Raw genomic sequence first — 19,430 nt, 5'->3', positions numbered from 1 at the left:
GGATTACGAAATCTAGAAGGTATCGCCAAGCGCGTATTGCGACAGTCAAGGATTGATAATCTTGACGATTCTTGTCTGCCATGCGCGAGCGGCCGTAGCCGGCCTCAACAAAATAGCCGCGCTTGAAAGTCCGGACGATCCGGCAAACGGGCGACGCGCAATGATGGAGACGGGGGCGTCAGGCCGCCCAAAACCAAAGGGCCGGATCCTTTGCTTCAAAGGATCCGGCCCTGCTACCTGCTACAGGCTGCTCGGCTATCGCGAGCAACCTGCCTATTAAATCGCTTTGATCATCGTCGCCGTGGGGCCCTTCTGGCCTTGGCCGGCAACAAACGAAACACGCTGGTTCTCTTCAAGAGACTTGTGTCCGTCACCCTGAATCTCAGAGTAATGGGCGAAGAGGTCTTTGCCACCCAGCTCCGGCATGATAAAGCCGAAGCCCTTGTCGTTGTTGAACCACTTCACAATACCAGTTTCAATCTTCAATGTAAGTCCTTGATGTACCGGGAAAATTATCCCTGGAGCCACTATGGACGAATACCTGCGACAAAGATATAGCAGTTTCAAATTGACACATTTGCCAGTGTTGCCGCGCGGTGGTTGCAGGTGGTTGCGTAAGGACGGTTTTGAAGTTGGCGGACGCGGATCGGCGCGCGCAATCGCGTCATTGTGGAGCGGTGGGCGCCGAGGGGAAGTGGAATTGCGATACGAACGCCAGGAAGTCGTCCTGGGCTGGGGATGGGGTCGCCGTGAACGATTTAAATACGTGAACGATTTAAATACGTGAACGATCTAAATATTCAAATGTCAGCTAGCGATACATCGAATCGCCGCGTCCTGAGACACATCGTTGATGTGCGAGGTATTGGCGATACCCGATCGGCGATTTGGAACGATGTAGAAAGTTGGTGCGAAGGAGGGGACTCGAACCCCTACTAGAGTCAATGTTTGTGCGGCTTTCCGGGCGAATGTTGGCGTCAGGCTGTCATTGTACGCGGAAAGCTCTTTTTGACTGCCGCTCACAAGACAGGCCCGCACACCGTTGCGGGCCTTTTTCTTTGGCCTTCACTGGACGGACCATCAGCGATCCCAGATTATTCCACTCGTTGCGGGTGACCCTTCCTTGTTCACCAAGGGCTACGTTATAACGGAGTTTCCCAGATGAAGGGTCCGGCCCATGGCGACTTACACCCACAGCCCTACGAAACGCTTTTTTGAACATCTTCCGCCGAACGGCGACCTTGAGTTGACGTTGCTGAAGTGTCATCTTCTCGTAGAGGAAGTGTTGATTGCGCTCATCGCGTCTAGGTTTCTAAAGCCGGACCGCCTTGATTTAGGAACCACGCCCTTCTCTACTAAAGCAATGTTGGCGCGCGCCGCCTTTCCAGGTGAAGACGATCCCTGGATTTGGGGTGCGGTCAACCTGCTTAACAAGGCCAGGGTCTCGCTCGCCCATGGGCTACAGGTAGACAAGACGGCGAACCTCATGAATAAGTTCATCGAACACGTCGAGAGCGCACAGCACTACCCTCTTGGAAACCCTGAAGGCCCTGGATTTGGCCGATTTCATTGGGCGGCGTTCGAAGTTTTCAATCACCTTGTGATCGTTGGCGGTGTCGCCGAACCCACTCGCAATTTAAACCGGTTGGCAGCCGCTCTACTCGCTTACCCACCTCTCGATGCGTCAAAGCTACCATACGTCGCCCCCGCGCCGTGAAGGTGCAGACATGTGCAGTCACTACCAAACGCTGAAAGACGCCGAGCTGCTGCTAAAGCGGTTCGGCGTGACCAGGCCGGGCGTCCTCGGCAAGTACGACATGTGGCCGCGGTATCAAGGGCTCTTCGTCCGCCGGCCACCGGAGCATGACGCTGGCGACGAGGCGGTGCCGAGCCTAGAGGCCGTCACCGGCCGCTGGGGCCTGATCTCGGGATCCACCCGGCCGGACGCGCTACCCGGCGCGGAGAAGCTGTCCACCTTCAACGCCCGCGACGACCGCGTTGCCAACGCCTTCACGTTCCGGAACGCCTGGCGCCGGGCGCAGCACTGCATCATCCCGGCCGACGCGATTTTCGAACCAGACTGGCGATCCGGCAAAGCGGTTGCCACCCGGTTCACCCGGGCGGACGGCGCGCCGCTGGGCATCGCCGGGCTGTGGGACCGCTACCGCGACACGGCCGGCCAATGGCACGAGAGCTATACGATGCTGACCATCAACGCGGACCACGATCCCCTCTTCCGCGACTACCACCAGCCCAACAAAGAAAAACGCATGGTGGTGATCCTTCCCGAGGGCGTGTATGGCGACTGGCTGACCGCGGGTGCCGATCAAAGCCGCGCCTTCCTCGTGCCCTTCCCCTCCCACAAGCTGACCGCCACACCGATGGTCTGACCCCGATTCTCCCGCAATATACTGTACATTCATACAGTCATGTCGCAACAGAATCATGCTTTGCTCAGTCGTCAGAACCCATTACCTCGGGCAGAAGCGCCGAGACAATGACCCCGCGCCCGCCGTCACCGGCACCGTGCGGATGTACTCCATCACGCGAGAGGATATGCGACGCCACGTGCGGGTAATGACCATGGACGGCTTAGCGAAGTTCGGCGCGACCCAGAAGGGGCCAATACCCGACCTGCTCGAGCCGGAGCTACTGACGTTCTGCTCTGACAGGGGGATGATGGTCTGCGGTTTCGAAGAGATCGACGGACGCCGCTACTACCAGGGGTGGTGGATGCAGTGGATCAGCAAATAAACGAAGCCCAGGAGTGCGGCAACACTATTGCAGTCACCACGCCGACAGCGCAATAATTGGTTCCCCCATCATCAACTTTTGGAGGCTATTGCAATGACTCGCGAAGACATCCAAAAGCTGGGCGCCAGCGCCGCCCGCGACGGATTGACCTTGTGGGACTGCCCCTACTACCGAGCGGTAGAAATGCCCGGCCACACCGGCGAATCGATAGCTGAATGGCGTGAAAAGGTTGACGCGTGGGAATCCGGATGGATGCGTGAGACGAACTCGTGGCTACCGCCTCCGGGCGGTCGTGTCCGCTATGCCCCACGTGCCACTGCCCGGCACCGCAACTGAGTATGGATCAGCGCCCCGAATTGGGGCGCTTTTTTTCCGCGACAGCTGCGCAAGAGGATGGCGCCGCGCTAGGGCTTGGCCCAGGCTTCTACCACCGCCTGATGCCGGGCGGCGCATACTGCGTACTGGAGTGCCAGCGCGGCATGGGCCTGCGCCAAGTCGTCCCAGGACGGTGAATCAACGCGCGGAATCGGCGGGCACGGCGCGCTGAGGTTGACGGGCAGCGTTGGCCGCGTCGATGGCATCGTTGGTTGCGCGCACCCTGCCAGGGTCGCGCACACAGTCAGCAGGCAAAGGGCGCTGAACGATTTCACGGGTGTACCTCTCGATGACCTGGGGCCGCGACGCGGCGAGCTGATAGATGCGGGCCTGCAGTTCACCGGACAGGCCGGTGAGCCGTTCGGCTTCGGACTTGAACTCTTCCAGTCCGGCCACGCGGTGGGCTTCCTGGCACTCGGCCCGGCCAGCTTCGCGCTGGCTGTGGCCGTACCAGGCGATGCCGGCACCGCCGGCGCCCAGCACCGCCGCACCAGCCAGCCCGGCCACCAGGTAGCCCTTCCAGCCAGCCAGAGCCTTGACGGCAGTGACAATCATGCGGGCCCCTTCCAATCGCGCGGGATCTGGAAATGCGGGCCGTCCTTGAACGTCTTCCAGTCGCCGCCCCACTCCACCAGTACGCCGAGCTCGGCGGCGCAGGCCTTGACCACCGCGGCCAGGTCGGCAAACGCCTGCCAGTTGTTCCAAGGAATTGCGCCGCCCACCAGCGGCGCCAGGTCAACGGCGTGGCCGAAGCCGTCCGCCTGCGGCAGGTGATAACTGGCCATGGTCTTGCTGCTCCCCCGGGCCACATACTCGCGCTGCTGTGCGACCGTTCGTACGCCTTCCACCACGGTGAAATCCACCCGCGTGCGCTTGATAGCCAGCTTCACGACCGCGACGAGGTCGGGGTGAACACCGGCTAGGCGCGTAAGGCTGCGCTGCGACAGTTGATATCTGCTCATTGCTTCGAACTCCTGATGTGCTTGGCCGTCACGGCGGCCACGTAGAAGGCGGCAGACGCGGCCAGCGCAGCATCGCCAGCGCTTGCCCAGCCCGCCACAAAGACACGGCAAGCAGCGCCTGTGGCGGCCAGGCAGACCGCCGAGAGACCAATTCGCTCCGGCGTCGTGTCTTTGATGGCACGGGCGAACACGGCAAGTCCCGCGCCCCCGGCAACTACCAGCCAGCAGACGAACGCGAGAACCGCCCACAGCGTCAGATAGATGGTGCTGTCCATGTCATGCCCCCTTGCCGCGTACGCGGTCGATCACTGCCTGCCAAAGGGCGGCAATAGGCGCGGCCTGCACCGCCTCCCAGGCGCGCGAGACGATGGCCATGCCGAACATGCCCATCAAAAAGCCCGCCAGCCCCTCGGGAATGCCCAGCATGAGCGACAGGTATGGCGAGGCGTAATAGGCCACCAGCGAGCCGCTAATTGCCATACTGATGCGAGCGGGCCAACTCCCCTGCAGGTATCGCATGGACACCGCGGCGCCAAGCACGCCGGCAAACTTTGCCGCGAGGGCGTCGAAGTCTTGAATGTTCAATCGCGTCCCCTTGAGACGAAAAAAAGCCCGCAGGCCGCGGGCAGGTTGTAGAGATTCTGGGCCGAAGCTACTGCCAGCCCGTCACGTCGATCACGGCAATGTCGTTTTCCTCCGCGTCACTTACAAAGCGGGTGTTGTACAGCGGAGCCCAGCCGTAGAATGTGCCCACCTGGTCCTGGATCTTGGAGTAGACGCCAGTGCTGCGCGCGGCATAGTTCTCGCCCCAGAGAACAGAACTCCAACCGCCGCCCGGAACGGGATAGCACTGATACCCGCGCCGGTTGAACGAAGGGCAGTAGGCCCATTTGCGCGCCGGCAGGCCGCCGACCTCCAAGCCGTTGATGTAGCCACTTCCGGTTCCGTCCGAATTCCAGTACCGGGGAATGCGCAAGTTTCCGTAAACGTTCATCGGCCGGGCTGTGCTCATGAAAATGTGCCTGCCGTCCTGCGCCCATATGTCCATCGGGCCGCCAGTGACCCACGGCCAATCGAAAATGTAGTATTCGACGGCCACCCCCACGAAGGTGACAGTGAAGGTCCCGTTCCCGTTGTTCACCAGGCTGCGCATGGTGGCGAACCCGCCGCCGGTTGGCACGAAGAACACCACAGGCCGGACAGCGGCGAACGTAAAGCCGCCGCTGGCCGTGCCCATGTACCGCAGGAACATATTGACGTTGCGGCTATCGCAAAGCAGGTTCCCGGCCTGGTCCCACAGCTCGAATGCTGCATCTGCCATTACTTCATCCCCCACATCACAAGCATGTTTGCCCGCTGCGTGTTGGGCTCCTCGGCAAAGGACCAGGAAATAACCGCGCCGTTTCTCTTGATGGTCGGATAGTTGTTCCCGCCGCTGGCCGCAGTCACCAGAAACCACGTGTTTGCGGTATCCGCAAGCTGCGGCACGTTCACGCTTCCGCTGGTCGTTCCCGTGTAAAACTCGCCAAGCTGGCGCGCGATGCGCATCCCTGCACTGAATAGCAGGACGCCCGAGGAGGACCACAATTCAAGGGGCATCACTGCCATATCAGCCTCCGAATCGCGCGCCCAACACGCCATTGGGGTAGTAGTACCGCATGCCCTTGTTGGTGATCTCGGTGCGCGAACCGTCCGCCTCCGTGCCGTTGAACGACATAAGGCCGGACCGCATGTTCAGGTTGAACACGGGCACACCGTTAGGATTGAGAGCATCGGAGCTGAGGTTGTCCTTGAGGTTGAGGGCTCCGATGGTGGCGCGGCCGATGATTGCCTCGTTCATGAACACCTGCCCGCCCTGCACCACAAAGGGCGCTTTCACGGATCCGGTGGATTCGTCCAGGATGGCGACGCGCGCCGCCGCCAGCAGGATCTGCGACGTAATGACACCATCGTTGTTCTCGACGCCCACACCGATGCCAGCGAGGTATGGAACGCCCCCCACCGTGAGCTGGGTTTTGATGGTGTACATCGCCGCCAGGGAGTTCACGATGGCGTCGATCTGCACCTGCGCGTCGCCTGCTTCATCGATCCGATCCAGCAACGCCTGGGCAAGCTGGGTTTCGGTGATCTGACCGGTGAGGTATTCCAGGATCTCGTCCGCGCTATTGCTGGACGTGCCGATGACCCCGGGGTTCCCGATAGGAAAGAAGTCACCCGGGATGCCGGTGCGATCAACCAATCGCGCCCAGAAGTACAGGCGCTTGCCGGCGGACAAGCCCATCATGTCATGGGTGTTCTGCGGAAATGCGAATTCGCCCAGCTTGATGGCGCTGCTCTGCGACTGCGATTCCGAATACCAGATTTCCGTCCGCTCGATGATGTAGTTGCCGGCTGGAAACCCCCAATTGAGCCGGATGCCGAAGACCATGCCCTGGGCGGTCAGGTGTGTCACCTGCGGCGGCGGCAGGACGTTGCCCTCCAAATCAGTGGACGCCGACATTCCCCAGGCTGAAGGGATGTTCGCGGCGTTGATGGCACGCACCCGCGCGAGGTAACGCCCGGTGCTGATGCCACGGATTTCGACGGACGCGGAGGCCGTCCGGCCCGCCTCAATCCAGTCCGAGTTGTTGCGCCGCCACTGGACTTGATACTCCACTGCGTCCTGCACCTTGTCCCAGGTAATGAGCGCGTTGTGGGTGGCTATCGTCTGGTCCAGTGTCGAATACGACGACAGCGCCACGTTCTGAGGCGCGGGCATCACCATTGGCGGGATAACGGTGATCGGCGGGTTCTCCAGACGCGTGCCATAGTCCACGGCGTCGAACTTGCCCGGGACGTGCTGCACCGCGCTGATGATCGCGTTCAACACGTCCTCGCGCGCCACGCTGATGACGCGGAATAGCTGCGTCGACAACTCTTCAGATTCCAGGGTCCAGACCGCCTCCGGCTCTGGAACCTCAGTAAACGGCTGGGTGACGGTGATTTCCAGGGTCGCCCCCTGGATCCCAATCATGTCTGCCGTAATCTCGGTGCTGTCAGCTGTCCAGATCGTCTGATCTGCGGTGATCATGGTTCCCACCGCGCCCTGCACAATGCGGGTTTGCGTCAGGCCGTTCGGCATATTCAGGATCAGGCGGTCGCCAGCTCGCACCCCGACAGCCAGGTCCACCTTGATGGTTGTGGCGGTGGCCGAATGAATTCGGCCGCCAATACGGCGGCCGGCGCGGTTCTTGTCGGCAATCCGGATCACAGAACCCGGCTTCACCACCGCCTGTTCAAGCCCTACGCCGAAGGTGACGCCCTGTGTCTCCCTTTGAGAGGTGAGCAGCGCCCATTTCGCTACTCGGACAGCCTGGCCTCGCGACGTGCAACCGAACGCGGTCAGCTGGTGCATCCGCACGCCGTAGCGGGCTATCGCGTCCCGGTCCTCGACCGCCTCCATTTTCGCGATGCCCTGATTCGTGTTGTCGTTCCACGAAACCTGAACGACCGTGTAGCGCGTGCGCCGCGGGCTGCCGGTGTAGCCGAACTTTCCATCCAACACGTTGGCGTTGGTGAAGTTGTACACCGGCTCGGACGGCATATCGGCCGACGTAGCAACGGCGCCATTCATCTCGTAGACGATGCCACGAAAGACGCTGGCTAGATCGGACATGACGCGATATGCGTCCGCTGCCTGTTGAATGTAGACATTGCAGGTAAAGCGTGGCTCCGTGCCCCCAAATCCGTCAGGGATCATCTCATCGCAGTATTGGCCGATGGGATAGAGCTGCCATTTCGCCATGGACACGCGCGCCGGATCCAGGAACGCGCCGGCGCCATACCGCTGGTTCGTCACCATGTCGTACCAGATCCAGGCCGGGTTGTTGGTCCAGGCCTGCTTGAACGTGCCATCCCAAACGCCGGTATAGGTGCGCGTCTCCGGGTCATAGTTGCTCGGCACGGCAATGATGCGGCCGCGGAATCGGTAGGCCCGGGTAGGGATGGCCGAAAATTGGCTTGCGTCCACCTGGATCCCAACCAGCGCAGACATGGGCATGCGCAGCTTTGCATCTAGGACGGTGGTGATGGACTGGATCCATGTGGCATTGGTCAGCGTGTCCGAGGTGGACTCAATTGACAGCCGACGCACACGCAGAACCCATCCAGTCTGAACGCCCTGGGGCAGATCAATGCGGTGGGTCCGCGCATAGGTCTGCGTGGTCTTGCCGTCGAACGCCGAAACCAGGACCTCCTGGAACGGGCCGCCATCCGCCTGGATATCGATGGCGTAATCGACGCGCGCGCCGTCGCGGTCGCCCGTCTCGGTGTTGACCTGGATGAGCCCGCGAAGCTCCAGCGTGACGCGCACAGCGGACAGCGTACGGTCCGTAATGGTCTGAACCCATGGCGTCCCATACTTGAGCTGCACACCCACGCCGGTGGTGCTTTCTGCCGCCGGGAAGCCCTGGATATAGTCCTGGGACTGCGTGCCATTGCGGAAATCGACGCGGACGCCCTGGAAATTCAGGGAGCCGTCGTCGTTTTCAATCGGCGTTCCGTCCAGGTAGATGCTACGCAGGATGGTGTTTGCGCCCGTCTCGGGGCCATGAATCGGACCTTCGCTGATCAGGTCCAGCACCTTGGCATATGAGATGCTGTGCAGGCTGTCCGGAGCCTCCACCGGTGCACGCGCGCCGCCGCCGCTCTTGCCGCCTTTGCGCCCCACGATGGTAATTCCGCCGTCGCGCGCGATATGGCGCAAGGGCCCATCAATAGAAAACCCGCCGGCCTCGGCGGGTGAAAGAAGACGTTGCATCGCCCCCCCTATGCTTGATCTTCGGCATAAATGCCGGCCGACACAACGGCGCTCCCGGCCCAGCCCTCACCGTAGTGGACCGGGACGCAATTGCCTTGCGCAGTCGTGTTCACGGGCCCGTTGAAGTTGTACGACGCGCCGTTGTCCGGACCGTCCTTCGTGGAAAGCCCCGTTTGCGTCGGGCTCGCCAATTGAATGACGCCGCCCAGCGCAACGACGGCGCCCATTTTCATGAGCGAAGTCCCGAACGCGGCCATCGTGCCCGAGCTAAGTACGTTGATCACTGCGCCCACGGCAACCATTGCCGCCCCGAGGATGGTCTGAAAAACGCCCCCGCGCTTGGCCCCTTGGATGACCGGCGCAAACCGGATTTCTTCCTCGTCCGAAGCGGCATGCTCAAGCCCGTCTTCTCCGATGTTGCGCCGGCCCAGGAACACCGCGTAGCGCACCCCGCGATCCCCGGAAGCGATCATTTCCTTTTCAAATCCGGGCAGGATGGCGCACAGTGCCTGCACCGCCTCTGCGGCGCTGCGTACCGCCAGTCGGTGTACGCGGCCGAACCGCGAGCCCAGCAGGCCGTACAGGCGAATGGTGCGGAGCTGGTTATCCATTCGGGGCCTCCTTGTGACGCAGCACCACGCGCGTGATCTCCTGCCAGTAGCCGCCATACACCTCACGGGTGGACAGCCGGCCGTGCAGGTGGTGGAGCATGGTTCCCTGCATGGGGAACAGATCCGGGCGCTCGGAAAGCCTGCCGTCCCCCAGATATACCGCGCCGTGATTGGTGACCTTCGCCAGATGGTTCATGAGGATCACATCCCCGCGCTGGATAATCTCGCCGGCGCCCAGCGGCCGGAAACCTGCGGCGGCGAAGTTGTCCAGGTAGACCTCCTCATCGCCCTCCCACCAGCCATCCGCTCGGGGAAAGTCGGGTAGGTAGATCCCCATTTCCCGCGCGTGAAAATCGCGGATCACGCTGTAGCAGTCCAGCACGCCGTGGTGGAACGTGCGACCAAGCAATGGCGCTTGATAGCCGCTCGGGGAGAAAGCCTCTATGGCCAGGGCCTTGGGCGCGTCCTGGCCAATGTCCTTGCGCACCTCCACGATGTACCAGGGCAAAGATCCGACACGCTCAGCCATCTCCTCGCAGGCAACCAGATCCGCCTCCGATGGCGCAGGGGTATTGTCAGGATGGGAATGCACGAAGGCCACCACTGCGCCCACGTCCTCGGCCGCCGCCCAGTCCTCCGGCCGCGTCACGAACCCGGACTCCGGGGAATCGGCCACGTTCTGGCCGCGTACGTAGATCTCGCGGCCCTCAAGATCGGACACCACGAAGCCCACGCATTCGTCGGGATACGCCTCCTCGGCGTGGCGGCGCATTGCCGCAAAAGTCGATTTCTTCACGTTATCGCACCCGATCCGCGGCGGGGAAACCGCCAAAGTTGATGATCGCCGCTTCAGGCGCAACGCCTTGCTCAGCGCCAAAGCGGAGTTGGCAGGAGCGAACCAGGCCGGGACAGTTGTCCTGGTCAGGGCTGGACACCGGTCTGTCCTGACCGTCGAAATAGGCGGACCCCGTGTACTGACAATACGGACCGCGATACCCACCAATCCATTTCCAGGGGCAGATGCTCGCAACGATCTGGCGCCCGGGGAGCTGGCGGCCGTCGAACGCGAGTCCAGTGGAAAGCTCGAAGTCCACCACCTCCGGGGATTCACTCAGCTTCTGCTCAATGAACCACACCTCCAGCGGCAGCTCCTGCGACGGGTCATAGTTGGGATTTCCATCCGGGAAGTTAGCCGGGTCCAGATACTTGGCCAGCGTCTCGCGCACCGTAAGCACGCAGCCCACCAGATCGTCCATGGCGAGGCACAGCGACGCGATGACGCCGGCGACGGGCTCTCCATCCGGGCCGACGCCAATATTTCCCACGGAAAGGGTGGGCGACGGCTGGGACGCCTCGCCCGTGCGCTGGAAATCGCGCGCTTCAAGCGCCCAGGGCGTGTACTCCTGGCCCTTCCAGAAGATCGGGCCGGCCTGGTTGTAGTTGTGAAAACGGAGGACCGGCCCGCCCTGGTTGCTGGTGTCCAGCTCAAACAGGCGCACCGAATCCCCCGGCTCCAGTTTCTGGATGTCGGTAATGATGCTCATGAGGGGGGGGTTCCTACAGAGGCTTTTTCCGGTCAGGCCTTGATGCTGCCGGCGAGGATAAACAGCGTGTCCAGATCGGAGGCGCTGAGGCCGAGGATGTCCGCCAAAGCCCGGAGCATTTCGCTGTCGCGGTGGAACTCTTGCAAGTCATCCCAGGCGCGCCGGTACATGGCCGGAGTGTCCGGAGAGGAAAGCGCGGCCTCAGCCGCATCGAACAAAGAACCGTCACCATGCGGCGTCTGGTGCATGGCCTCGCGCCCCTGAAACCGCGAAACCACCGTAGGCACTGGGGGAGGCGCTGGTGTATCAGGGTCGTGGGCGTCGTAGACCGCCAACACCGCCGCCACCTGCTCGGGCGTCATGGGGTTGGGGTTTAGATCGCTCGGCTCGGTGGCGAATCGAAACTCGCCATCCGAATTCCAGGAAAAGGGAAGCCCGGCCAATCCAGTCGCCATGAGTTCGTGACCGAAAGAGGGACCAATTTTTTTCATTGAAGCACCTGACCAGCAAAGTCCTGTTTAAATGCGACCGGGTTTGATGCCAGCGAAGTCTGCCCGTATGGCGCAAAACTCACTGCGGCATCGGTGGCTGGGGAGTAAACACTAGCAATAGCTGTGCTATACAAAGCCCCCGCCACGGGGAAATTGTTGCCATATCCGCCTGCAATGCCTGTCCCGTTTGCCGCAATAATCCAGTATCCGCCACCATTCGCAGAAGTGGACCACGCGACGCCAGTCGCGGTAAGGCTAACCAAATCACGCGCCCATATCAGGGCCGAAAAGCCGCTGGTAAGCTGCACGTAAGAGGTGGATGAGGTTGCGGAATTCGTAGGACCCTCAAGCAACGCGAACCGCGTTCGATTGAACCAGGACGCCACCCAGCGGTAGGTGGTGCTATGGACAAACTGGGCGCTTGCATTGGTTCTGATGTATCCAACCAGCGTTCGGCCCGCGTCACCCGATAGAATCTCCACGCCGTCCGTATGCGTGACGTGCGAAACGGTAGACCTCGCCTCCAGCGCAATACCGCCCGCGCCGTCATCACGCGCAAAAATGTAGTAATTCGTGTTGGCCACCAGCGGGGAATTGCTCAGCGCCACGCCGCCGGCGGGGATGCGGTACTGCCGGCCATTGATGATCAGGCCATTACCGTTGAACGGGACCAGCCGACATTCAGTGGCGCTAACGTAGTTAAAGCGGCACTGCCCATGATCGTACCGCCCCATCTCAAACCACTGGCCCCAGGTGCCGCCGCCCGTACCGAACCGCGCGCGAACATAGCGGCGCAAAACTCCGCCGGTACCGTTGCGCGTGGTGTAGGTCTGCGTCACCTGAGCGTTTCCGCCGGCGGCCGCCTCCACTTCCAGCGTGCCGGCAAGCTGCTGCGGCCAGTTAAGCGCCGCCGTGGCCTGGGCGTCCGAATTCACGTAGTACAGGCCCGGTAGCCAGAGGGTATTAGCGTCCGTGCCTGCCGCCACCACTGCGCTGTAGGGATACTGCGCGATTGGGCTTCGTCCACTGGTGTCCAGCGTGCCCACGCCCTGCGACGCGCCCAGCAGCGACGAGCGGACAACCTCCTCCCACGCAGACCAGTTTCCGCCCACCAGAGAGCGGAAATACTGGCGGTTTGAATTGCTGGCGATGTAAACCTGATTCGCACCAGTGGCCGCAGTGCCCCCCGGGTAGCCCGCCGAGTAGACCAGCAGGACGCCAGACTGACCAACCGGGAAATTGGTGCCGCCCTGCGCTACGCTGGAAGCAGTGACGACCCATATTCCGCGCTGCGTGTAGGTGTTTAGATCCTGGGCGGCCTCCATGGACCCTACGTAGGGCAGCACGTTGCCAGTGGTGGCCACCTCCATCCAGGGCGACCACGTTGTATTGATTGCGAAGCGCCAATACCGGCGCGGGCCGCTGGTTGGCGCTACCGGTCCAGTGGAGGCCACCGTGTAACGCTGAACTGTCTGCCCAGCAACCCCCGTCCCTTCCACCTGCAGCAGCCCGCCAATCTGGACCGGGTAATTTGCGCCAGAGGTTGCTCCAGCCGTTGATGCTTGGCGATAGGCCCCGGGCAGCTGGTAGCTATTGAGATCATGAGAGGTGGTGGGCAGGGTCTGCACTGCAGGAGCCTGCCCGGGGAGGAGCCTCCCGTCCGGGCCCAGCGTGGCGAAGCCACTGGCCGCCCCGAGCGCGTTGGCGATGCGGTCCATGTTCTGGTTGTGCTTCAGGAACGCATCACGGGCCCGATCTCCGGTCCCATCATTCGGCGCTGCGCCGATATTGATTTTCACAAGCGGATCCACGATTCCCTCTACGGTTTGAATACTTGCTGGAAGGTGGCGGAAACCGTGTAAACGTCTCCGCCGATGTGGGCCAGGTTGAAGCTCGGCGCCTCATACAGCCCCTCTTCGCCAAGCGGCGGCGTCCAATGGAACGACCTGATTCCAGCGTGTCTGCGTAGGAAGGCGGCTATAGCTTGCATTTCCTGCTTGCCGCCCGCGAAAGTGAGCGGCCAGGACTGGACCTCTGTGTTGATACCGTCACCGGCCACTTGGCGGTATCCGTCTCCGAACTGCGCGGTCAAGCGACGAAACGAGACCGTCCCGTTGGGCTCGCCCGTGGCCCGCCAGGTAAATCGTTCAGCCATCAGCCTCTCCCATTCCGCGCGCTCCAAGCGACCCCGCCCTGACGATGCGAACGGTCAACAACTCGCTGGGCGACCACTTCCATCTGCTTGAGCATTTCCCGGCCCATTGCTTCGTCCTGGCCCGAGACGCGCGATTCGCGCCCGCCGTCGTTAAAAATCACCTGGTTGGTGATCTGGTAACTGGCCCCACCACCAGCAGCGCCGCCAGTCACGCTGTTCTTCAGAGGGGTGACATAGCCGCCGTTTTCACCGCTCATCAGATAGGTTTGGCCCCCTTCCGTGTACAACTCGGGACCCAACTCCCTGACGCGGTAGAGCGAATTCGCTGCCGTTGGACCACCAGAGGCACGACCACCCGACAGGTTCCAGCCCGTCATGCCGTCTGTGTTGCCTACTGCTGCCATCCCGGTGCCCTGGTAGCTTGCCCCGGTCGATATTCCGCTGGTCGCCGAACCAGCAAGCAATCCGGCAAAGTTGCCTACCATCCCGACAATCGCCTGGCGGGCCGCAATCCTGGTCAAGTCAGCAACTACGGAAGTGGCGAAGTCCTTGAACGAGAGTTTCCCGGTCGTCACGAAACGGACGATTGCGTCCTCCATGCCTTGGAATGCGTTGGAAAACAGCGACTTCGTTTGCGCGGCGACGTTGGCCGCCGAATCTTGGTAGTTCTCGAGCGCAGAGGTGGCGCCGTTCCTCCAGTTGCCCTGCGCCTCGCGCACCTGGTCGAAATACTGCTGCTGCATCGACAGGCGCAGATCCAGGTGTTCTTTAAGGAGTGCGGTCTGGCTCTGGTAGGTCTCCTTCGAGATCTGACCCGACGCCATCGAGCGGTCAAACTGCGACTGCTGGCGCTGGTAGTCCCGCAAGATCGCCTGACGTGCGCGAAGCTCCTCCTGCGCGCGGTCACCCAGCCCCACACCCGCCACCTGGTCGGCATACTGCTGCTGCTCCAGATCCCGAGTCGAGGCCAAACTGGTGCGGAGAGCTTCGACCTTGGCAGTTTCCTGTTTGGTCCGTAGCTCCTTCTCAGCCGCTACATTCAGATCAAGCTGGCGGCGCAGCAGGTCCTGCTGAGCAAGCAAGCCCTTTTGATCCGCCGTCAGGACCTTCTTTTCCTTCAGGTCTGCGATCTGCTGTTCGAACTCCGCCCGCTTCTGGCCCCAGGTGGCCAGCTTCCCCTCGCTGGTGATCTGGGCCTGCAGGGATGCTTCGGCCTCGCGGTACTGCTGCAGGAGCTTGGTCGCGGCGTCCTCCGTGTACGCCTTGGCCGCGGGATCCTTGTACTTGTCGTTGATCTGGTCGATCAGCTTCTTTTGCGTCTCGAGGGTCGCCCCGGTAAGCTCGGCGTCCTTCTTGACCTGGGCGATTTCGCGCTCGCGCTTCTGCCGATTTGTCTCGGTTTCCTTGGCGAGGGATGACAGGCGGGCCTCGGCGGCGATCTTTTCGGCTTCCTGGCGCTTCTGCCAGCCCACGATTGCGGCCTGGTCGGCCTGATCCTGAAGCGCTGCTGCCTCGGCAATCAGGCGGCTGCTTTCCTGCTCGAGCGGCCGTGCGCGCCGGCGCGCACCGCGGCCGCCGTCTCCGAAGAACGCCTGCGATTCGTCCGTTTGCGGAGGCGCGTTGGCGCGCATCTGAACCAGCTCGGCGTTGACGGCGCGCAACTTGTTGGTGAGATCGTCAAAGCTCGGAGCGCGCCCCAGGCTCTTCATCGCCTCCCAGGCGTTGCTGGCGCCTTGCTTGACCGCATCCCACGCGGTTTCCAGCGTACCCAGGTTCTGCCGCACCTCCTCGGCCTGCTGCTTTACGGCGTCCGCATAGGTGCGCTGCGCCAGTGCCGCCGCTTCCTGGCTGCGCCCCTGCCGCTCCAGGCTTGCGATCTGCTGATAAATCTCCAGCGTAAGGAAATGCTGCTGCTCGTTCAGTGCGGCGATTGCCTCCGCCGGCTTACCGCGCAGCGTTTCGAACTCCTGCACCGTGTCGGCAATGGCCTTTCCGGTGGCGCGGTTCGCCGCAACCGCCGCTTCTCCAACCACCGCGAAGTTCTGCCCGGCAATCTTGCCCGAAGCCGCGATCTGGTTGAGCGCATCAACGGCCTTCCCGCGAGACCCCGCCACGTCCGCGATGCGCGTGGCCAGGTTGGACATACCTTCGGCAGTCTGCCCGGCTGCGTTGCCGCTCAGAATTAGCGTCTTGGTGAACTCCGGCAGCTCGCCCTTGCCCGACATGAGAGCAGTTGAGAAGACAGCGACCGCAGCTGCGGCTACCGTCCAGGGATTCACCAATCCCAGGATAGTGCTGCCGAGAGCCCGCGCCGCTGGCACGATGCCGCCAAACATATCCTTCAACTGTCCGCCCTGCTGCAGCAGCACGGTCAGCGGTTGCTGTCCGCCCTGCAGCGACACCACGATGTCGGTGATCTGTGCCGGGACGCCGCGAAGCGCTGCGGCCTGCTGTGCGGCGCTCACCCCATACTGGTTCATCTGCTTGGTGGCGCCGGCTGCGGCCGCCCCCGTCGCCGACATCTTGGCCTTGAGCTCGTCCAGGATCGACGTCGGTACACCGCGCAGGGCAGCGTTGTAAAGGATCTGCTCCTTACGAGTCATGCCGATTGTGTTGGCCTGGTTCACCAGGGCGTCAACACGGCGGCGCTCGGCAGCCGTGAGTTTCGCGTAGTCCGCCTGGGCCGACTGCGACATGTCGCTGGCGCCGCGCTTGGCCGAAGCGATCGCGGCGTCAAACTGCGAGGTATCGACGACGATATCTAGCCGCGCGGTGCCAATGCTTTCCTGTGCCATGTTCAACTCTTATGGAAGATTTCCAGGGCCGCCCGCTCGATGATCCGAAGGTCGTCCATGATTCCCTGCTGCTCTGCCCGGGGAAGCTCTTGACGGTCCAGATCGTGATACAGGACCCCGTAGTCCAGCCCTATCGGCCCTCCTGCCCCTACGCGCCACTGCGTATAGTTGCGGGTGAAGAGGTTGAATGCCGGCACGAGCTCCTGCCATAGCTCGACCGTGGGCCGTTGAAAATAGCGGGGTTTCAAACCGGCTTTTGCTAAGGTCGCGGCTGATGGCGGCTCCCACAGGAACGCCGCCACAGCCTCAGTTAGTTTTTTTTGCGCTCGACCCGAATCGAATCGTTGAACGCGCTCGCGATGGCAAGATCGGCACCGGGCTGATGCTCGCAAAGCAAGTCGAAAGCCTCCTTACTTACGGGCATGTCCGCATCCCATTTCTCGATCAGCAGAAGCAGCAGGTCGGCGGTCGAGATCTCGTCGGCCGCCAACTGCCTCATCAACGATTCATACTCTTTGCCCGTCTTGTGGCGAAAGGTCACGTTCAGTTCTTGCTTGCGGCCCTGGCCAACAATCGTCACCTTCGCATCGATAGTCGGGTTGGCTTTGATCTGGAACGTCATTACGCGCCCCCGTAAGTGACAGGATCCGCAATAAGCGACAGCGTGAACGTGTTCTGCAGGTTCACGTTCTGGCCGCCGGTCGGATTCTTGTTGAAGGACGGATAGCCGTAGTAATAGGTGATGGCGCCATCCGGATACTTCGTCTCCAACACCACCGGAGTGCGCAAGCGGTCCAGCTTGATGAGGGCCGCGTACCACGCCTTGTTCAGGTCGTAGTCGAGCGTGTAAGTGAGAACAGTGGGGCTTTTGACGGTCGGCTTCTGCCGTTGCTTGGCGCTGGGATCCTCAACGTACTGAAACTGGTGGTATTGCTGTTCCCCTCCGGTGATTTGCACGTCCGTGATCTGGTCCAGGCTGAACCAGTCGGCTACCTCCCGATAGCCGCCCCCCCCGCCGCCAGCGGGGTGCAAACGCAGGTCCGTGGTGTCAGCCCCCTCCAACTTGAAACCGTCGGCAGTTGAGTCCAGGGCGCGAAAGACAGATTCCGTCAGCGCCGACCAGCCGGAGTCAATGACCAGGATGTCGCCGTCCTCGGGCGGCGTCGTCGTGGACGCCACCGGGTCCACGCCGTTTGCAATCGAAGTGATGGCCACAGCCTGCGCAACCGACTTCGATACCCGGAATTGCGAACCGTTGATAAAAATGGAAGACATAGGTTTTCCTCAAATGGAAAAGCCCGGCGCATGGCCGGGCTCAATGTGAAAGCGGGGAAAAGTCAGGTTGGAAGGAACCAGATACCGAAGTCCTGGCGGGTGCCGTATTTCTTGATCGCCTCTTCGTAGAGGCTGGTGGGCGAGCCATACGGCTCAACAACAGGAAAGTCGCTTTCGCACAACGCTGTGCCGATCTGGTCAGCAATGTCGCTTGCCTGCGCCCGCGTGGCTGCCCACACGAACACCTGCACGCGCTGATGCCGCTTCTCGCGGCGTTTGCGCTCCACGTACCACTGTTCTTGCCCGCCAGCGCCTTGGTAAACGATCAACGGAAACACAGGCTTGTCCGGGGTGACATCTGGATAGGCACGCCCGCCGACCAACGCCCCCAGCACTGCGAGCAATTGGGCTTCAAGTGACATCGCGCACCTCCTCTCCTGCCAAAAGCTCCGGCAACCGTTGCCGGCCGCGCTGAATCATTGCAGCCTGCGCGCGGGCCGCGGCTGCCTCATACGCCGGCCGCAAGAACGGATAGGCGGGCACCCATTTCGGTGTCGCGAGCTTGCGGCGCTTGTCGGTCACATAGGTTCCGTCGGCCCTCTTGATCACCGGGTAGATCTGCCAGTGCCCGAACTCCACCAGGTGGCCGTGAGGCGCCTTACGCTTATTCCAGGTGACGGCGTACTGGACTTCTTGATCCGTCGAGTACCGTTCCCGGAAAGCAAGGTAGATGGCAGCGCCCAAAACGCCGTTGTGCGTATTCACCCGCGCCTTGGCCTCATCCCGCAGCACCTCGCCGCCCGCAACGGCCATGGAGCGCGCCAGGCTGACCCGCGCGGGGCCCAACAGCCGATCCAGCCCCTCCGACCAGCCCGAGGTGTCGAAAGTCGCCTGGAGCCCTTTAGCCATCGTTTCCTCCCTGCTCGCAAATCAGGAACGCATTCCTGCGATCCTTGAAGTCGCGGGTAATGCCTTTGACCTCGAATACCTCGCCGTCATGGAGGATCCGCATTCCCGGGTCAATACCCAGTGCCCTGGCGGCCTCGAAGCTCACGAGGAAGCTGTAACGAGCAATGGACGCGGACACATTGCCCTGTAGGCTTGACCGAATCGCCCCCAAGCCCGTCTCGTTCGCAATGCCCGCCCAAAGGGAACCGGCGTCCACCCATTCATCCACCGGTTGACCCGCATCATCCACCGTGCCGGAGCGACGCTGTACCAGGATGCGACGATTCCGCGCTCGGGCCGTCATGGCAGCACCCGTGTATATGGGAAGACGAGGCGCGCGAATCCGGGGTTTTGATGAAGTACCTTTTCACCCGCCGCCTCGGGATTCTCGATCATGTCCCCGACCAGCATGACAATGGCGAGCTTCAGGGGCTCCGGAGCAGGTCCTGGCTTGCTCGTGAACAGAACGGGAAAATCCCCCGGCTCGCTGGTCGTCTCACCCGGCCAGATGGGCAGCGGGGCTTCCCGCCCCCCTACTGGCGTCCACTCGTAGGACGCCTCGGCCAACGCAAACCCCGTCCGGCGTTCGACCAGTTCGCGGGCCGCTGTGATCAGCCCCGGGATGTCCTCGTCCAGCGCGTCGTGGTCAATGTGCAGGAGCCGCTTTGCCTGTGCCACGCTTACCGGTTCAGCCGCCGCGGCAGTGATCAGGCGCAGCATGG

At 62.1% G+C, this 19,430-nt stretch carries 27 protein-coding genes; 4 read left to right on the top strand and 23 right to left on the bottom strand.

Annotated elements, in window-relative coordinates; translation table 11 throughout:
- Positions 1-276: 276 nt before the first annotated feature.
- Entirely contained in the window at positions 277-486 is a 210-nt protein-coding gene (locus ACZ50Q_RS11750) for a cold-shock protein (RefSeq protein WP_076520375.1), read from the bottom strand.
- Between the two features lie 691 nt (positions 487-1,177).
- Here ACZ50Q_RS11750 and ACZ50Q_RS11745 point away from each other — a divergent pair.
- The 4 genes from ACZ50Q_RS11745 (at position 1,178) to ACZ50Q_RS11730 (ending at position 3,090) form a co-directional block, all read left to right on the top strand.
- The gene (locus ACZ50Q_RS11745; protein WP_464081608.1) at positions 1,178-1,717 is read left to right on the top strand and encodes a hypothetical protein; all 540 of its coding nucleotides are present in this window, start codon (positions 1,178-1,180) and stop codon (positions 1,715-1,717) included.
- 10 nt (positions 1,718-1,727) lie between these two features.
- Complete coding sequence (locus ACZ50Q_RS11740; RefSeq protein WP_464081607.1) at positions 1,728-2,390, top strand: SOS response-associated peptidase; 663 nt, start codon at positions 1,728-1,730, stop codon at positions 2,388-2,390.
- A gap of 187 nt (positions 2,391-2,577) precedes the next feature.
- Positions 2,578-2,754 (top strand): hypothetical protein, encoded by a 177-nt coding sequence (locus ACZ50Q_RS11735; RefSeq protein ID WP_464081606.1) that lies wholly within the window; start codon positions 2,578-2,580, stop codon positions 2,752-2,754.
- A 93-nt stretch (positions 2,755-2,847) separates the two neighbouring features.
- Positions 2,848-3,090, top strand: coding sequence for a CrpP-related protein (locus ACZ50Q_RS11730; protein WP_464081605.1), 243 nt, complete (start codon positions 2,848-2,850; stop codon positions 3,088-3,090).
- Positions 3,091-3,158: 68 nt separating this feature from the next.
- Here the strand turns inward: ACZ50Q_RS11730 and ACZ50Q_RS11725 are convergent, their stop codons facing one another.
- The 22 genes from ACZ50Q_RS11725 to ACZ50Q_RS11620 form a co-directional block, all read right to left on the bottom strand.
- Entirely contained in the window at positions 3,159-3,335 is a 177-nt protein-coding gene (locus tag ACZ50Q_RS11725; protein ID WP_464081604.1) for a hypothetical protein, read from the bottom strand.
- On the bottom strand, positions 3,268-3,684 hold the full coding sequence (locus ACZ50Q_RS11720) for a hypothetical protein (RefSeq protein ID WP_464081603.1): 417 nt from the start codon (positions 3,682-3,684) through the stop codon (positions 3,268-3,270). Before ACZ50Q_RS11720 ends, ACZ50Q_RS11725 begins: the two co-directional genes overlap by 68 nt.
- The gene (locus tag ACZ50Q_RS11715; protein ID WP_464081602.1) at positions 3,681-4,091 is read right to left on the bottom strand and encodes a M15 family metallopeptidase; all 411 of its coding nucleotides are present in this window, start codon (positions 4,089-4,091) and stop codon (positions 3,681-3,683) included. The genes ACZ50Q_RS11720 and ACZ50Q_RS11715 overlap by 4 nt, the downstream gene beginning before the upstream one ends.
- The gene (locus tag ACZ50Q_RS11710) at positions 4,088-4,366 is read right to left on the bottom strand and encodes a hypothetical protein (RefSeq protein ID WP_464081601.1); all 279 of its coding nucleotides are present in this window, start codon (positions 4,364-4,366) and stop codon (positions 4,088-4,090) included. Before ACZ50Q_RS11710 ends, ACZ50Q_RS11715 begins: the two co-directional genes overlap by 4 nt.
- Position 4,367: 1 nt before the next feature.
- Complete coding sequence (locus ACZ50Q_RS11705) at positions 4,368-4,676, bottom strand: hypothetical protein (protein ID WP_464081600.1); 309 nt, start codon at positions 4,674-4,676, stop codon at positions 4,368-4,370.
- Between the two features lie 67 nt (positions 4,677-4,743).
- Positions 4,744-5,412, bottom strand: a complete 669-nt coding sequence (locus ACZ50Q_RS11700; protein ID WP_464081599.1) for a hypothetical protein — start codon at positions 5,410-5,412, stop codon at positions 4,744-4,746.
- Positions 5,412-5,699, bottom strand: a complete 288-nt coding sequence (locus ACZ50Q_RS11695; RefSeq protein WP_464081598.1) for a hypothetical protein — start codon at positions 5,697-5,699, stop codon at positions 5,412-5,414. The genes ACZ50Q_RS11700 and ACZ50Q_RS11695 overlap by 1 nt, the downstream gene beginning before the upstream one ends.
- A 1-nt stretch (position 5,700) precedes the next feature.
- Positions 5,701-8,889 (bottom strand): TipJ family phage tail tip protein, encoded by a 3,189-nt coding sequence (locus ACZ50Q_RS11690; protein WP_464081597.1) that lies wholly within the window; start codon positions 8,887-8,889, stop codon positions 5,701-5,703.
- Positions 8,890-8,897: 8 nt separating this feature from the next.
- Positions 8,898-9,500, bottom strand: coding sequence for a tail assembly protein (locus tag ACZ50Q_RS11685; RefSeq protein ID WP_464081596.1), 603 nt, complete (start codon positions 9,498-9,500; stop codon positions 8,898-8,900).
- Positions 9,493-10,296 (bottom strand): C40 family peptidase, encoded by an 804-nt coding sequence (locus tag ACZ50Q_RS11680; RefSeq protein WP_464081595.1) that lies wholly within the window; start codon positions 10,294-10,296, stop codon positions 9,493-9,495. The genes ACZ50Q_RS11685 and ACZ50Q_RS11680 overlap by 8 nt, the downstream gene beginning before the upstream one ends.
- Before the next feature lies 1 nt (position 10,297).
- A complete protein-coding gene (locus tag ACZ50Q_RS11675) occupies positions 10,298-11,044 on the bottom strand; it encodes a phage minor tail protein L (RefSeq protein WP_464081594.1) in 747 nt (248 codons plus the stop codon).
- A 32-nt stretch (positions 11,045-11,076) separates the two neighbouring features.
- On the bottom strand, positions 11,077-11,535 hold the full coding sequence (locus ACZ50Q_RS11670) for a hypothetical protein (protein ID WP_464081593.1): 459 nt from the start codon (positions 11,533-11,535) through the stop codon (positions 11,077-11,079).
- Positions 11,532-13,334, bottom strand: a complete 1,803-nt coding sequence (locus ACZ50Q_RS11665) for a pyocin knob domain-containing protein (RefSeq protein ID WP_464081592.1) — start codon at positions 13,332-13,334, stop codon at positions 11,532-11,534. The genes ACZ50Q_RS11670 and ACZ50Q_RS11665 overlap by 4 nt, the downstream gene beginning before the upstream one ends.
- 20 nt (positions 13,335-13,354) lie before the next feature.
- Positions 13,355-13,690 carry a phage tail protein gene (locus tag ACZ50Q_RS11660; protein ID WP_464081591.1) on the bottom strand — a complete coding sequence of 112 codons (336 nt, stop codon included), beginning with the start codon at positions 13,688-13,690 and terminating at the stop codon, positions 13,355-13,357.
- Entirely contained in the window at positions 13,690-16,485 is a 2,796-nt protein-coding gene (locus ACZ50Q_RS11655; protein ID WP_464081590.1) for a phage tail tape measure protein, read from the bottom strand. The genes ACZ50Q_RS11660 and ACZ50Q_RS11655 overlap by 1 nt, the downstream gene beginning before the upstream one ends.
- Before the next feature lie 2 nt (positions 16,486-16,487).
- Positions 16,488-16,733 carry a DUF1799 domain-containing protein gene (locus tag ACZ50Q_RS11650; RefSeq protein ID WP_464081589.1) on the bottom strand — a complete coding sequence of 82 codons (246 nt, stop codon included), beginning with the start codon at positions 16,731-16,733 and terminating at the stop codon, positions 16,488-16,490.
- Between the two features lie 62 nt (positions 16,734-16,795).
- Positions 16,796-17,107 (bottom strand): phage tail assembly chaperone, encoded by a 312-nt coding sequence (locus tag ACZ50Q_RS11645; RefSeq protein ID WP_464081588.1) that lies wholly within the window; start codon positions 17,105-17,107, stop codon positions 16,796-16,798.
- A complete protein-coding gene (locus tag ACZ50Q_RS11640) occupies positions 17,107-17,760 on the bottom strand; it encodes a phage tail tube protein (RefSeq protein WP_464081587.1) in 654 nt (217 codons plus the stop codon). Before ACZ50Q_RS11640 ends, ACZ50Q_RS11645 begins: the two co-directional genes overlap by 1 nt.
- A gap of 62 nt (positions 17,761-17,822) precedes the next feature.
- Positions 17,823-18,182 (bottom strand): DUF3168 domain-containing protein, encoded by a 360-nt coding sequence (locus ACZ50Q_RS11635; RefSeq protein WP_464081586.1) that lies wholly within the window; start codon positions 18,180-18,182, stop codon positions 17,823-17,825.
- Positions 18,172-18,669, bottom strand: a complete 498-nt coding sequence (locus ACZ50Q_RS11630) for an HK97 gp10 family phage protein (protein WP_464081585.1) — start codon at positions 18,667-18,669, stop codon at positions 18,172-18,174. The genes ACZ50Q_RS11635 and ACZ50Q_RS11630 overlap by 11 nt, the downstream gene beginning before the upstream one ends.
- Positions 18,662-19,012: a phage head closure protein gene (locus tag ACZ50Q_RS11625; protein WP_464081584.1), complete on the bottom strand. Its 351-nt coding sequence runs from the start codon at positions 19,010-19,012 to the stop codon at positions 18,662-18,664. The genes ACZ50Q_RS11630 and ACZ50Q_RS11625 overlap by 8 nt, the downstream gene beginning before the upstream one ends.
- Positions 19,009-19,428 carry a head-tail connector protein gene (locus ACZ50Q_RS11620; protein WP_464081583.1) on the bottom strand — a complete coding sequence of 140 codons (420 nt, stop codon included), beginning with the start codon at positions 19,426-19,428 and terminating at the stop codon, positions 19,009-19,011. The genes ACZ50Q_RS11625 and ACZ50Q_RS11620 overlap by 4 nt, the downstream gene beginning before the upstream one ends.
- Positions 19,429-19,430 lie beyond the last annotated feature (2 nt).

This window comes from Achromobacter sp. T5-5, from assembly GCF_055397965.1.
This window is presented reverse-complemented; position numbering and strand designations above follow the sequence as displayed.

Excerpts from the sequence above, each read along its gene's own strand:
- ACZ50Q_RS11745 (WP_464081608.1), top strand. The coding sequence starts at position 1,178 with ATGGCGACTTACACCCACAGCCCTACGAAACGCTTTTTTGAACATCTT.
- ACZ50Q_RS11740 (WP_464081607.1), top strand. The coding sequence starts at position 1,728 with ATGTGCAGTCACTACCAAACGCTGAAAGACGCCGAGCTGCTGCTAAAG.
- ACZ50Q_RS11735 (WP_464081606.1), top strand. The coding sequence starts at position 2,578 with ATGACCATGGACGGCTTAGCGAAGTTCGGCGCGACCCAGAAGGGGCCA.
- ACZ50Q_RS11730 (WP_464081605.1), top strand. The coding sequence starts at position 2,848 with ATGACTCGCGAAGACATCCAAAAGCTGGGCGCCAGCGCCGCCCGCGAC.
- ACZ50Q_RS11725 (WP_464081604.1), bottom strand. The coding sequence starts at position 3,335 with ATGCCATCGACGCGGCCAACGCTGCCCGTCAACCTCAGCGCGCCGTGC.
- ACZ50Q_RS11720 (WP_464081603.1), bottom strand. The coding sequence starts at position 3,684 with ATGATTGTCACTGCCGTCAAGGCTCTGGCTGGCTGGAAGGGCTACCTG.
- ACZ50Q_RS11715 (WP_464081602.1), bottom strand. The coding sequence starts at position 4,091 with ATGAGCAGATATCAACTGTCGCAGCGCAGCCTTACGCGCCTAGCCGGT.
- ACZ50Q_RS11710 (WP_464081601.1), bottom strand. The coding sequence starts at position 4,366 with ATGGACAGCACCATCTATCTGACGCTGTGGGCGGTTCTCGCGTTCGTC.
- ACZ50Q_RS11700 (WP_464081599.1), bottom strand. The coding sequence starts at position 5,412 with ATGGCAGATGCAGCATTCGAGCTGTGGGACCAGGCCGGGAACCTGCTT.
- ACZ50Q_RS11695 (WP_464081598.1), bottom strand. The coding sequence starts at position 5,699 with ATGGCAGTGATGCCCCTTGAATTGTGGTCCTCCTCGGGCGTCCTGCTA.
- ACZ50Q_RS11690 (WP_464081597.1), bottom strand. The coding sequence starts at position 8,889 with ATGCAACGTCTTCTTTCACCCGCCGAGGCCGGCGGGTTTTCTATTGAT.
- ACZ50Q_RS11685 (WP_464081596.1), bottom strand. The coding sequence starts at position 9,500 with ATGGATAACCAGCTCCGCACCATTCGCCTGTACGGCCTGCTGGGCTCG.
- ACZ50Q_RS11675 (WP_464081594.1), bottom strand. The coding sequence starts at position 11,044 with ATGAGCATCATTACCGACATCCAGAAACTGGAGCCGGGGGATTCGGTG.
- ACZ50Q_RS11670 (WP_464081593.1), bottom strand. The coding sequence starts at position 11,535 with ATGAAAAAAATTGGTCCCTCTTTCGGTCACGAACTCATGGCGACTGGA.
- ACZ50Q_RS11660 (WP_464081591.1), bottom strand. The coding sequence starts at position 13,690 with ATGGCTGAACGATTTACCTGGCGGGCCACGGGCGAGCCCAACGGGACG.
- ACZ50Q_RS11655 (WP_464081590.1), bottom strand. The coding sequence starts at position 16,485 with ATGGCACAGGAAAGCATTGGCACCGCGCGGCTAGATATCGTCGTCGAT.
- ACZ50Q_RS11645 (WP_464081588.1), bottom strand. The coding sequence starts at position 17,107 with ATGACGTTCCAGATCAAAGCCAACCCGACTATCGATGCGAAGGTGACG.
- ACZ50Q_RS11640 (WP_464081587.1), bottom strand. The coding sequence starts at position 17,760 with ATGTCTTCCATTTTTATCAACGGTTCGCAATTCCGGGTATCGAAGTCG.
- ACZ50Q_RS11635 (WP_464081586.1), bottom strand. The coding sequence starts at position 18,182 with ATGTCACTTGAAGCCCAATTGCTCGCAGTGCTGGGGGCGTTGGTCGGC.
- ACZ50Q_RS11630 (WP_464081585.1), bottom strand. The coding sequence starts at position 18,669 with ATGGCTAAAGGGCTCCAGGCGACTTTCGACACCTCGGGCTGGTCGGAG.
- ACZ50Q_RS11625 (WP_464081584.1), bottom strand. The coding sequence starts at position 19,012 with ATGACGGCCCGAGCGCGGAATCGTCGCATCCTGGTACAGCGTCGCTCC.
- ACZ50Q_RS11620 (WP_464081583.1), bottom strand. The coding sequence starts at position 19,428 with ATGCTGCGCCTGATCACTGCCGCGGCGGCTGAACCGGTAAGCGTGGCA.